Below are 12434 nucleotides of genomic sequence, written 5' to 3'. Positions count from 1 at the left end.
GAGGCGATCTCCTTTGGTGTCAACCGCCATTTCGGTGGAGCACGTTTCGAAGCGGTTTGGCGCGGTTCACGCGGTGGACGACGTCACGTTCGACGTCGCCCCCGGTACCATCGTGGCCCTGCTTGGGCCGAACGGAGCCGGCAAGACCACGCTCATCTCGATGATCCTCGGCCTAGCGCAGCCGACCACTGGTTCGGTGCGAGTCTTTGGCCATCGCCCGCGCGATCGCGCCGCGCGAGAGCAGCTCGGCGTCATGTTGCAGCATGTCACCCTGCCGCAGAGCGTGAAGGTGAAGGAGCTTTTGGCCTGGTTCCGCAGCTTCTATCCGCATCCGCTGGCCGTGGACCATCTGCTTCAGATGGCCGGGATCGAGCATCTCGCAGAGCGGGAGGCTGTGAAGCTGTCCGGCGGCGAGCAAAGGCGGCTCCAGTTCGCCCTCGCCATGGCGGGCGATCCGGCTCTCCTGGTCCTCGATGAGCCGACGACGGGCATGGACGTCGAGTCGCGGCGCGCGTTCTGGGACAGCCTGCGGAGTTTCGTGCATGACGGCCGGCGCACCCTTCTTCTGACCACGCATCACCTTGAGGAAGCCGAGTCCGTCGCGGATCGCATCATCTTGCTCAAGGGCGGCCGCGTCATCGCGGACGGGAGCCTTGCCGAGATCAAGGCGCAGGCCGGGAATCGGTACGTGAGCTTTATCGCGGGCCCGCGGTGCAGCAACGAGCAAATCGCAGAGCTTCCGCATGTGCGACAGGTGCGATACAGCGGCAGGCACGTGCGAATTGAGACGGACCGCCCGGACGATGTGCTTCGCGCTATCATCCTGCGCGATCTCGACGCCTCTTCGTTTGAAGTCTCGCAGGGCGCGCTGGAGGATGCGTTCGTCGCCTTGACGGAGTTGGATGATGGCGTCGAAAGGAGGGGCGTGAGCCGATGAGTTCGTGGTTTCTGGAGTGGCGCATTGAGGTGCTGCGGAATGTGCGCAATCGCCGTTTTTTCATCTTCACCCTCCTGTTTCCCGTCGGGTTCTACCTCCTGTACGTCCATCTGTACGGCCGACACGCGCAGGTGGGCGGGATCGAGTGGTCGAAGTATTTTCTCATCTCGATGTCTGTGTTCGGCGTCGTAGGCACGGGCTTGAACGGCAACGCGGTGCGAGTGGCCATCGAGCGGACGCAGGGGTGGACGAGTTGGATGTTGACGACGCCCCGCCCGGCCACACAGGCGGTGACGACGAAGATCGCGGCGAACGTGGTGGTGAACGCCATCGCCATTGGCATCATGTTCGTGGTCGGCGCGTTCGTGGAACACGTTCAAATGCCTGCCGGGGAGTGGATCGCGTGCGGGGCGGCGACGGTGTTTGGCGCGCTCGTGTTCACTGCGCTCGGCATTTTGATTGGGCATGTCGGCGGACGAGAGGCCGCGCAAATTCTCGCGAGCATCGTGTATTTCCTGATATCCATCGCGGGCGGGCTATGGATACCGATTCAGATTCTGCCGCCTTTCTTCCAGCATCTCGCGCTCTGGATGCCGACCTACCGGCTGGCGGATATCGCCTGGTCTCTCATCGGGCAGCGCACCGTCCAGTGGAGCGATGTGGCCGTTCTTCTCGCTTACCTGATAGGCTTTGTGCTTCTGGCGGCGTGGGTGTCGACACGACCGCGGGAGGTTCGTTCGGTCGCGTGATGAATGTGTAGGCCCAACAGTCGGGAGGCTGTCGACATGAGGCGGAAACTCCGCCGAGGCGCCATCGAGACGATGATCTTCTTTTTGCTACAACTGGTGTATCCCGCGTCGTTTCTGTTCGGGCTTCCAGTGCGGGCCATGGCGGCTGGCATGGGGAGCCTGGTTGCCTTTGGTGCGCTTTACGCAGTGGCCTTTCTCACGCGGCGCAACAGCCCTTGGCGGATGGCGGCGTTCTTTGGGCAACTGGCCATCCTCCTGACGCTGATGGCGGGATTCAGCCTGAACTACGTGTATCTTCTCTTCTACCCCGTCGCCACCATTCTCTACGGGCCTCTTCGGCGCACCATGGCGCTATTCGCCGTCCTGTGCGCGAGCGTCGGCGCCCTCGTGGCCGTCGAGCGGGCCCATCACGTCCCGTTCCCGGAGGGTTTTCATTACCTCTTGGTTGGCGCCCTGTTCGGCGGGGGCATCCTCATCTACATGATGCGCGCCTGGGCGGCGCTCGAGCAGACCAACGCGCGGCTTCAGGCGGCGCAGAGCGAGATTGCGCGGCTCAGCCAGGCCGAGGAACGGGCGCGCATCGGGCGCGACCTGCACGACCTCCTGGGTCATCAACTATCGCTCATCACGCTGAAGGCGCAGGTGGCCGGGCGGATCCTGGAGCGCACCGGAGACATTCCGCGAGCGCGCGACGAGATCGACCAGATTGAGCGGGTGAGCCGCGCGACGCTCGAATCGGTGCGCGCGTACGTGGCCGACATGCGGGCGCCGGATTGGCAGGACGCCTGGCGCGCCGCGGAAGAGGTGCTCGCAGCCGCGGGCATCGAGGTGCGGATGGCCTGCGAGATGGATGCGCTGCCGAGGACACTCGAGCACGCCTACGCCATGTGCCTTCGCGAGGCCGTGACAAACGTCGTCCGGCACAGCGGCGCCAGGCGATGCGCCGTCCGCCTCTGGCGGGACGGGCCGCTCGTGGCGCTTGCCGTCGCAGACGACGGCGAGGGAGCGGCAGAATTCGCGACGATCCCGACTTGCGGCGGGAGCGGCATTGCCGGCATGCGCGCCCGCATGGCGCAGATTGAGGGCGAGTGCGAATGTTTGGGGCGGGAAGACTGGCGCCGGCGAGCCCTCGGATGGCCCGAGTTCGAGCCAGGCTGGGTCGTGGTGTTGAAGGCCCCCGTTCCAATCGAGCCACAGGAGGGTTTGCCGTGATACGCGTGTTATTGGCGGAAGATCAGGGCCTGGTCTCCGATGCGCTTGCGACGCTCCTCGCCCTGGAGGGCGACTTTGACGTGGTGGCCACTGCGGGCGATGGCGAGGAGGCGGTGGCGAAAGCGATGGCTTCACAGCCTGACCTCGCGCTGTTGGATATCGAGATGCCGAAAGTGAGCGGGCTCGACGCCGCGGAGCAAATCCTGACGGAAGTGCCCGGCGTGCGCGTGGGGTTGCTCACCACCTTCGCGCGGCCTGGTTACCTCATGCGCGCCCTGCAGGCCGGGGTGCACGGTTACCTGTTGAAAGACGGCAAAGTGGAGCAACTCGCGGCTCACCTTCGTTCCATCATGGCGGGCCAGCGCGTGTTCGATCCCGCCCTGATGATGGCAGCCATCGAGACGAATAATCCGCTGTCCCCGCGCGAGATCGACGTTCTGCGGCTCGCCAAGCGCGGGCTCACCACGCGGCAAATGGCCAAGGAACTGTTCCTCTCCGAGGGCACGGTTCGCAATTACCTGTCTGGGGCCTTGGCCAAGCTCGGCTGCGCCACACGCCAGGAGGCCATCCGCAAGGCGGACGACATGGGCTGGCTGTGACCCGTTGCCGTGATCGTCCAGATGGAAACGCGTACAATGGACGTGATCACGATGGGAAGGGGAGTGTCGATGCGACTCGCGATTTTCTCAGACGTGCACGGAAACGAGTTGGCGCTCGATGCGGTCATCAGCGACCTTCGGCGCGTCGGGTGCGATGGCGTCTATGTGCTCGGCGATCTCGCCTTTCGGGGCTATGCGCCGAAGGCGTGCGTGCAGAAGGTCGCCGAGCTGGCGGACAAGGTCGTCCGCGGCAACGCCGACGAATGGGTGGTGCGCGGGGTGCGGACGGGCGAGGCGCCGGAGGAGCGGCGCGCCGGCATGGACGAGGAGGCAGCGTTCGCACGGGGGCTGCTCGACCGAGCGGAACTCGAATACCTCGCCAACTTGCCGCTTTTGCTCGAGGAGGAGTCTCCGTTCGGGCGCTGGCTCGCCTTTCACGCCACGCCGCTCGATCCGTTTCCGGTGGTGGCGGCCGACGCGCCGGATGACGACATCGAATCGCGCATCATCGCCGGGCGGGGCGCGAGGCTATACCTGTACGGCCACATTCACGTGCCATACGTCCGCGATGTCCGTGGGAGGACCGTCGTCAACCTCGGCAGCGTCGGCATGCCATTCGACGGTGTGCCCCAGGCGTCATACGTCATCCTGCACGTGGATGGGGACGCGTTCCGCGTGGAACATCGCCGGGTTGCATACGACGTGGAGGCCGCGTGCAGGTGGTACGACGAGATCGGCTATCCGGCGGCTGACGTGATGAAGCGGGTGTTACGCGCCGCGCGACCCGTCTGACTCAAGCTGGACGGCGAGCTCCGCGCCGGCCAGGCCCACGGCTTCGACCACGCGCTCCACGGCTCTGGCGTATTGCGCGCGATCCCAGCTGTTGTACGAAGGGTGCGGCACGCCGTCGATCACGTCCCACGCCGCGTCCGCCACGTCGGCCAGCGCGAAGAACTTCTGCGCAAACCGCCCACACGGAACCAGCGTGACGGCGCGGCCCCGATAAGCCTCCAGCTTTCGACGCAAGCTCATCGCGAGATAGGACTGAATGTCCTGCTCGCGCGGGTCCGCGAATGACCACTTCTGATTTTGCGTGCGGACTGCGTTCATTGCCACGAACCAATCCGCGTACCGCATCTGAATGTCGCGGGGATAGGCAGCCGCCTGCATTGGGATATTGCACACGTTGATGAGACCAATGGCGGAAAGGCGCGGGCGTTTCGCACCGGTCTCCACATTCTTCTTCACCATTCGTCCCAGCGGAGCGTGTCCATATTCCGCTCCAAAGATGTGGCGCGACATGGTCGCTCCGGACGATCCCGCCACGGGAGCGCCATGGACAAGTTCCTGGATGTGCGGCGATTCTAAGATGAAGAGCACCGTCGACGTGTCGAGCACGATATCCGGCACTCGGAAGTCCCGGGACAGGATTTCCACCAGGTCGGCAAACGCGTTCACTTGTTCCATGCAACTTCCCGCCTTTGCTCCGATTGAAAGACGCGCCCTTCGTGAGGCGCAGGCCGTTAGGTCCATTGTAGCATGGTTTAAATTGCCTGCCCACAAGCAATACTAGGTGGCGGGATTTGTGGCGCCATGCGACCAAGCGGAGGGCAAACAGGTCCGCCGCTTATCGGCCGGGGTATGTTTTGCTTATTGAACGTTTTTCAAAATCGTCATATTGTCAAGCGTGCCGCTCCGCGAAATATGTCGGGTCAAGTGGTATCATCAACTTGGCGATGGAGCGCGCCGCAATGGCCCGCAGACTGCGATGCGTGCAATCGTTCCGGTCGGATGGTTTCGTTGTCGATCGTCGTCTGCAAACGGGGGGCGCCGCGGAAGTTTCGCAACAGAAAGGACAGAAGGGAGACGAAAGCGACGATGAAGCCAAAAGGGCGTCGAGTGGGAGGACTGATTGCGCTCATTGGTTTTACGGTACTCGCACTCACGGGATGCGACAGCCCGAAGTATTGGCCGGTTCTGAGCCCGCAGGGGCCAGTGGCTCGGAGCGAGTATTATCTCATCATCTATTCGTTCATCTTGATGCTGCTTGTCGTCCTGGCCGTGTTCATCCTGTTTTTCTGGGTGATCATCAAGTACCGGGCGCGGCCTGACAACGCGGATTACGTGCCGCCGGAGATCGAGGGCAACGCCAAGCTCGAGACCCTGTGGACCGTGATTCCGATTCTGGTCGTGATCGCCCTCGCCATTCCGACGGTCGCCGTGACGTACAAGCTGGTCTACCCGCCGAAGGTCGAGGCGGCGACGGCCAAGGTCGTGGGCAAGTCCATCACCATCGACGTCATTTCGGAACAGTGGAAGTGGGTGTTCAAGTACCCGGCTCAGAACATCGAGACGGTTAACTACGTGGACATCCCGGCGGGCGTCCCAGTCAATTTCCAGCTCACCTCGAGCGGGCCGATGAACACGTTCTGGGTGCCTGCGCTCGGCGGCATGGAATTCACGATGCCGCACATGGATTTGAGACTGTGGCTTGAAGCCGACCACCCAGGCAGTTATCTCGGGCGCGGTGCGCAGTACAACGGGCGCGGGTTTGCCCATATGACGTTCACGGTCAACGCGCTCTCGCCGACGGACTTTGAGAACTGGGTCAAGAGCGTTCAGCAGACCGCGCCGAAGTTGACGCAGCAAGCCGACGCGCAGATCAACCAACCTGGTCTCATCGGCAAGCTGACCTTCTCGTCGACGACGCCAGAGTAAGCTCGTTCGCAGACGCGAATTCAGGGATGAAAGGGGAAGCGAGCATGCACGGAGTGGTCAACTGGGCCGTACATTTCTTCATGCTCGACGAAGGTCCGCTCATTTGGCTGTCCGACTTCTTGATCATTTGTGCGTCGCTCGGCATCGTGGCGGTCCTCACCAAGTTCCGCTTGTGGAAGTGGCTCTGGGACGAGTGGCTGACGACGGTCGATCACAAGAAGATCGGCATTATGTACATGATTGCGGCCATCCTGATGCTGTTCCGCGGAGGCACCGACGGCCTCCTGATGCGCGCACAGCTCGCGTGGCCCAACATGCACTTCCTGAGTGCGGATCACTACGATCAGATCTTCACCACGCATGGCACCATCATGATCCTGTTCATGGCGATGCCGGCCATCATCGGTTTCTTCAACGTGGCCGTGCCGCTGCAGATTGGATGCCGCGACGTCGCGTTCCCGTATCTGAACGCCATTTCGTTCTGGCTGTTCTTCTTCGCAGCCATGTTGTTCAACCTGTCCTTCGTCGTCGGTGGTTCGCCGGATGGCGGTTGGACCAGCTATCCGCCTTACGTCGAGAACCAGTTCGATCCGGGCCCCGGTGAGAACTACTACCTGGTGGCGCTGTCCATCACCGGTATCGGTACCATCGCGACCGGTATTAACTTCTTGGTGACCATCCTGCGGATGCGCGCGCCGGGCATGACGTTCATGCGCATGCCGATGTTCACGTGGTCCGTCTTCGTGACGTCTGTGATCATCCTGTTCGCGTTCCCGGTGCTCGCCGTGGCGCTGGCGCTGTTGCTGATCGATCGCGACTTCGGATCGCACTTCTTCACCGTGAACGGCGGCGGTGCGCCGATGCAGTACGTGAACCTGTTCTGGTTCTGGGGTCACCCGGAGGTGTACATCGTCATCTTGCCCATCTTCGGGCTCATGTCCGAGGTCATCAGCACCTTTTCGCACAAGCGGATTTTCGGGTATTCCGCCATGGTGGTCTCCATGGTGGCCATCGCCATCCTGAGCTTCGTGACCTGGGTGCACCACTTCTTCACCATGGGCGCAGGCCCGGGCGTGAACTCCTTCTTCGGCGTCTCGACGATGGCCATCGCCATTCCGACAGGCGTCAAGGTGTTCAACTGGATTTTCACTATGCACAAAGGGCGGCTGGAGTTTACGACCGCGATGCTGTGGAGCTTGGGTGTCATCCCGAACTTCCTCATCGGCGGTCTGACGGGTGTCATGTTGGCTGTGCCGCCGGCAGACTACCAGTATCACAACTCGTACTTCCTGATTGCGCACTTCCATTACACGCTCATCGGCGGTACGGTGTTCGGCGTGTTCTCCGGCCTGTATTACTGGTGGCCGAAGATGTTTGGCGTGTTGCTCAACGAGAAGCTGGGGCGTTGGCACTTCTGGACGTTCATGGTTGGGTTTAACATCTGTTTCTTCCCGCAGTTCTTCCTCGGTTTCATGGGGATGACGCGGCGGATGTACACGTATCCGGCTGGATACGGCTGGGGTGTCGTCAACCTGATCTCGACCATCGGCGCCTTCCTCATGGGCGTGGCGTTCATCATCTTCGTCTACAACATCCTGTGGAGCGCGCGCTACGGCGAGCGCGACACGACGGGCGATCCGTGGGATGGCCGCACGCTCGAGTGGGCGACGACTTCGCCTGCGCCGCATTACAACTTCGCCATCATTCCGACGGTCAAGGGCCGCGACGCCTGGTGGCTGATGAAGCAAAACGGCGAGTCCATCAACGGGCCGAAGGGCGTGCCGTTCCGGCCGATTCACATGCCGAACAATTCGGGCCGTCCGTTCATCATGAGCGCTCTGTTCTTCATCCTGGGCGCGGGGTTCGTGTTCCAGTGGTGGATCTTGGCCATCGTCGGCTTCGTGGGCGTGCTCATCTGCATGGCGCAGCGCTCGTTCGAGTATGACGACTCGCACTACATCCCGGTCGAGGAGATCGAACAGACCGAGGCCGCGGCGGGGAGGTTGTAACGCATGTCGAATGCGAACACGGCGGTTCACGGGGATCACCACCCCGTGGACCCCAACGTTCCGCTCGAGTATCACGAGGAAGAAAACAGCCTTCGTGTCACGGGGTTCTGGCTCTTCCTTGGACAGGACATGATCCTGTTCTCGAGCTTGTTTGCGACGTACATTGTGATGCATGGCCGCGTCGCCGGCGGACCCACATCGCAGCAGCTATTTGACGTCACGGGTTTTACAATTGAAACCATCGCGCTGTTGTTCTCGTCGTTCACCTGTGGCCTTGCCACATATGAAATGCGGCGAGGTCATCGCAATGCCGTCATTGGCTGGATTCTTGTGACCATGGCGCTTGGCCTTGTGTTCTTGGGCTTCGAGGTGAGCGAGTTCATCCACGACGTCGGGATTGGAGCCACGATTCAGCGGAGCGGGTTCCTGTCGGCGTTTTACATCCTGGTCGGCACACACGGAAGCCACGTCACCGTTGGTTTGTTGTGGGTCACCCTGCTCGTGATTCAGCTCCTGCGCCGCGGTATCACGCCAGCCACCGCGCGCAAGGTGTTCTTGTGGAGCATTTACTGGCACTTCCTCGACGCCGTCTGGATTTTCATCTTTACGGTCGTATACCTCACCGGGAAGGTGATCTGACGTGGAAGCCAAGGAGCACAAGTTCCACCGCGAGGAGGGCTTCCCCTGGAAGCACGTCCTCGGCCTGTTTCTATCCGTGTTGCTGACGGCCATTGCCTTCTGGCTGGCGCTCGCGACGCACCAACCGCCGGCGCTCGTCATCACCATCATCGTCATCCTCGGCGTCGGGCAGCTCTTGGTTCAGCTGTACATGTTCATGCACTTCACCGAGAGTGACGATCGCGCCTGGCAGGTCCCGGCCATCTACTTTGGCCTGTTCATCGTGTTTTGCGTCGTGGGAGGATCCATCTGGATCATGACCTTTAAATCCATCGTTGCATGACGTTTCGAGGGCCGCGAGGGGGGTGAGAAGATGATCAGGAGCCGCGGCTTTGGCGTATTCGTGTTCGTCATCGCCATTCTGTCGGCGGTGCAGAACTTCATCGTGAACGGTATCGGTTTCCTGGACGCGTACACGGGCTCGGCGTTCGGCTGCGGCCACGAGTGGTTTCTGTGCAATGGACAGTTTCTCCCGAGCCTCCAGGCCCTCGAGAAGTCGCTCAGCATGTTCATCGAGTTCATGCATCGGGTGGGTGTGCCCATCCTCACGATTCTGCTGCTCGTCTCCGCGGTGGGCGCCTTACTGCGGTACCGGGGATGGCGCGAGATTCAGCTGTTTGTGGCCCTGAGCATCTTCTTCGTCCTCCTCGAGGCGGTCCTCGGTGGGCTCGCGGTGGTGTACAGTGAGCCGGCCTCGGTGATTGCGACGCATTTCGGCGTGTCGCTTTTGGCCTTTGCCTGCACCGTGCTATTGGCCATTTACGTGCGCCGGGCCGAGCGCGTCTACGACGAGTATTTGGCAACGGGCATCAAACTGCCGTTGCGTGATCCGGCCCCGGGCGTCGGCTTTCGCTGGTTTGCGTGGCTTGGCGTGCCGATTCTCTATCTCGACATGTACATCGGGGCGTACATCTCGTCGAGCGGCGCGGGCGATGCGTTTCGGGGGCTGCCGTTTCCGGCGGAGTCGGGGATCTACGACTTTCATCACGCGCTTTTGCTGGATTGGGTGCACCGTTCGTTCGCGCTGTTCTTGGTCGTCTGGATGATCGTACTCGTGGCGTGGACCAACCGGCTCAAAGGGGAGCGCCCGGACTTGTTTCGCGGTGCCCTGTTCGCCCTGGTGTTCGTCGTGCTTCAAGCGTTCTCCGGTCTTTACCTCATTGCGTCACATGTGAGCATCCAAGCGTTCATGTTGCACGTTTCCATTGTGTCCGGGTTGTTCGTATCGCTCCTGTTTGTAGCGTTTCAGACCGTGCCTCCGTTTGTACCTGCCGCAAGCCGCAGCGCGGTGGATGTGGGCAGAGAGCGAACGGCGCATTGAAATCGACAACTCGAGGAGCCTGTTGGTCGCCGTTTGGCGCCGACAGGCTCTTTTTCGCGGTTGAATGGTCAAATGCGGCACTAGCCAAACGCCGGATGAAACCTCTAAACTAGGACATTAGAGCGCACATGCGCAACGCAGGTTCAGGTAACACAATGCTGGAGGTGGCTCGGTCGCATGACATCACGTCTCATCCGCCTTGGGTTCGCCGCGCTGGCAGCGGCCGCGTCGCTGGCGGCCTGCGATCCCGCGGTGCGGGCGGAACGCTCCACGCCACCCGTCGCGGCCGAGTCGCTCATTCCCCGCGAAGACGTGCTGGACGTCAAAAGCGGTTCCATCCCCTACGTCGTTGGAGAAGACGCTTCCTCGTGGCCTTCTATTATTTCTCAGGCAGCCGTGGTGATGGACATGGATACGGGCGCCGTGGTCTACGCCAAAGACCCCAATGCGCCTCATTATCCCGCAAGCATCACGAAGATCATGACGGCGCTTCTCGCTCTGCGGCTTGGGAACTTAAACGACGTGCTGACGGCCTCGGAAGACGCGGTCAGTCAGCCGCCGGACAAGCTGTACATGCGCGTCGGGGAGAAGGCGACGCTCAAGGAACTCCTCGACGGCCTGCTCATTGATTCTGCCAACGATGCCGCTGTCGAGATCGCCCAGCAGTACGGCGGGTCCGTGGCGCATTTCGCGGACATGATGAACGCGGAGGCGCGAGCGCTGGGTGCCACGCACACGCATTTCGTGAATCCCAGTGGACTCCCGGATCCGTGTCACGTCACCACGGCGTACGACATGGCGTTGATCGCGCGCGCGGCAATGCAAATTCCCGAGTTTCGCGCCATCGTCGACACGCGCTCGTTCGTCTGGAAGGGGACCGCGTGGCAAGCGACGCTCACAAACCTCAATCGCATGCTCTTCACGTATCCCGGTGCCATCGGCGTCAAAACCGGATTTACGAGTGTGGCCCACGAAACGCTCGTCGTGGCTGCAAAGCGAGCTGGCACGACGTTTCTCGCCGTGCTCATGGACTGCCCTACCGACGGTGAAATTCGCCAGGACGCCACAAACCTGCTGAATTACGCGTTTGCGCATTACGAGACGCAGCCCATCCTGCCTGCGGGGTATCGGGCGGGCTTTGTCAGGGCGCGCGACGGACTGGATGCCGTCATCACGTCGGAGCCGGTCCTTGCCACGGTGCCCATCGGTCACCCTCTCGATGTGGAGAAAGTGTTGCACGAGCAGGCGCCGCTCCCTGCGGCGCCGAAGGGGACGGTGGCGGGGGAACTCGATCTCGTCGATGCGTCGACGGGCGAAAAGCTCGGCGCGGTGCCGCTGGTGCTCGCGGAGCCATACCAGCCCGTGCCAAAGCCCATTCCATGGGCCAATCTTGCTGCGCGCACCGGCGCGGCAGTGGTCCTGATGGCGGCTCTGGTGTTTGGGTGGCGTCGGCGCAGACGGTCGCGCCTGTCCGCGCGCGGGCGCGTCGTGCGCGTTCAGCCATGGCAGGAGTCCTGGCAGAGCGCGCGACGAGGCCGCAGGTAGTAGCTCGTCACGGCCGAACGCGCGCGATGGCCACGCCGTCGAACATGGGCAAGAGCGTGCTCACGAGCCGCTCGTCTTCGAACAATCGGCGGTGAAGTTCCCTGAGCGCCGTGGGCGTCGGACTTGTGGCCGACGGATCCAGCGCGCGATCTCGCCCGAAGGCATTGTCGAAGACCATGAGGCCGCCGGGGCGCATGAGATCCAGGAGAAGGTCCAGATAGCGCGGGTAACTGGGCTTGTGAGCGTCGACGAATGCGAAATCGAAGCGCGGCTCGTTCGCGCGGAGATGAGCCAACGTCTCCGCGGCGTCGCCCAGGGCGATCTCGACGCGATCGCCAAGTCCCGCGGCTTCGATGTGTTGCGCGGCGAGTGCCGCGTGCTCGCGGCGAGACTCGAGCGTGAGAAGACGGCCGCCGGGGGATAGGCCGCGGGCGATGCAGATGGCGCTGTAGCCAGCGTACGTGCCGATTTCGATTGCGGAGACCGAGCCCATGGCCAGCTGCGTGAGCAACCGGCCGAGTGCCAGGGGCACACACATGTCGGGCCACCCGCGCTCCAGAAGGTCGCGCCTGATGGCGTCGCGGGCTGGATCGGGCGGCAGAACAGCTTCAAGATACGCGTCGCGATGTTGCGGTTCGGACAAGCTGAGTCCCTCCTTTGCATACG

General features: G+C 62.3%; 13 protein-coding genes. 11 read left to right on the top strand and 2 right to left on the bottom strand.

From position 1 onward, the window contains the following. Positions 1-16 precede the first annotated feature (16 nt). The 5 genes from AMA01_RS09215 to AMA01_RS09195 all read left to right on the top strand — a co-directional run bounded on the left by AMA01_RS09215 (position 17) and on the right by AMA01_RS09195 (position 4289). On the top strand, positions 17-937 hold the full coding sequence (locus tag AMA01_RS09215; RefSeq protein ID WP_231862902.1) for an ABC transporter ATP-binding protein: 921 nt from the start codon (positions 17-19) through the stop codon (positions 935-937). Beyond that, on the top strand, positions 934-1686 hold the full coding sequence (locus AMA01_RS09210) for an ABC transporter permease (RefSeq protein WP_067850240.1): 753 nt from the start codon (positions 934-936) through the stop codon (positions 1684-1686). The genes AMA01_RS09215 and AMA01_RS09210 overlap by 4 nt, the downstream gene beginning before the upstream one ends. A gap of 36 nt (positions 1687-1722) precedes the next feature. Beyond that, positions 1723-2898 carry a sensor histidine kinase gene (locus AMA01_RS09205; protein ID WP_067850238.1) on the top strand — a complete coding sequence of 392 codons (1176 nt, stop codon included), beginning with the start codon at positions 1723-1725 and terminating at the stop codon, positions 2896-2898. Further along, positions 2895-3497, top strand: coding sequence for a response regulator transcription factor (locus tag AMA01_RS09200; RefSeq protein ID WP_067850236.1), 603 nt, complete (start codon positions 2895-2897; stop codon positions 3495-3497). Before AMA01_RS09205 ends, AMA01_RS09200 begins: the two co-directional genes overlap by 4 nt. 69 nt (positions 3498-3566) lie before the next feature. Further along, entirely contained in the window at positions 3567-4289 is a 723-nt protein-coding gene (locus tag AMA01_RS09195; protein WP_067850299.1) for a metallophosphoesterase family protein, read from the top strand. On the opposite strand, the gene AMA01_RS09190 is transcribed toward AMA01_RS09195, so the two are convergent. Continuing rightward, positions 4266-4964, bottom strand: a complete 699-nt coding sequence (locus AMA01_RS09190) for a uracil-DNA glycosylase family protein (RefSeq protein WP_067850234.1) — start codon at positions 4962-4964, stop codon at positions 4266-4268. The two genes, AMA01_RS09195 and AMA01_RS09190, sit on opposite strands and share 24 nt — an antisense overlap. 411 nt (positions 4965-5375) lie before the next feature. Between AMA01_RS09190 and AMA01_RS09185 the strand changes: the two genes are divergently transcribed. The 6 genes from AMA01_RS09185 (at position 5376) to AMA01_RS09160 (ending at position 11768) form a co-directional block, all read left to right on the top strand. Then, positions 5376-6215: a cytochrome c oxidase subunit II gene (locus tag AMA01_RS09185; protein WP_082744100.1), complete on the top strand. Its 840-nt coding sequence runs from the start codon at positions 5376-5378 to the stop codon at positions 6213-6215. Positions 6216-6259: 44 nt separating this feature from the next. Further along, the gene (qoxB, locus tag AMA01_RS09180) at positions 6260-8224 is read left to right on the top strand and encodes a cytochrome aa3 quinol oxidase subunit I (RefSeq protein WP_067850230.1); all 1965 of its coding nucleotides are present in this window, start codon (positions 6260-6262) and stop codon (positions 8222-8224) included. 3 nt (positions 8225-8227) lie between these two features. Next, entirely contained in the window at positions 8228-8863 is a 636-nt protein-coding gene (locus tag AMA01_RS09175; RefSeq protein ID WP_067850228.1) for a cytochrome (ubi)quinol oxidase subunit III, read from the top strand. 1 nt (position 8864) lies between these two features. After that, positions 8865-9185, top strand: coding sequence for a cytochrome aa3 quinol oxidase subunit IV (gene qoxD, locus AMA01_RS09170; RefSeq protein ID WP_067850226.1), 321 nt, complete (start codon positions 8865-8867; stop codon positions 9183-9185). 30 nt (positions 9186-9215) lie between these two features. Next, positions 9216-10223, top strand: coding sequence for a COX15/CtaA family protein (locus tag AMA01_RS09165; protein ID WP_067850223.1), 1008 nt, complete (start codon positions 9216-9218; stop codon positions 10221-10223). Positions 10224-10400: 177 nt separating this feature from the next. Beyond that, positions 10401-11768 (top strand): D-alanyl-D-alanine carboxypeptidase family protein, encoded by a 1368-nt coding sequence (locus tag AMA01_RS09160; protein WP_067850221.1) that lies wholly within the window; start codon positions 10401-10403, stop codon positions 11766-11768. A gap of 7 nt (positions 11769-11775) precedes the next feature. Here the strand turns inward: AMA01_RS09160 and AMA01_RS09155 are convergent, their stop codons facing one another. Further along, entirely contained in the window at positions 11776-12411 is a 636-nt protein-coding gene (locus tag AMA01_RS09155) for an O-methyltransferase (RefSeq protein ID WP_067850219.1), read from the bottom strand. Positions 12412-12434 lie beyond the last annotated feature (23 nt).

Origin of the sequence: Alicyclobacillus mali NBRC 102425 (assembly GCF_001570745.1) — a bacterium.
Classification (GTDB): Bacteria; Bacillota; Bacilli; order Alicyclobacillales; family Alicyclobacillaceae; genus Alicyclobacillus; species Alicyclobacillus mali.
Note: the sequence above shows the minus strand (reverse complement) of the source record. Positions and strands in the feature narration are given on the sequence as shown.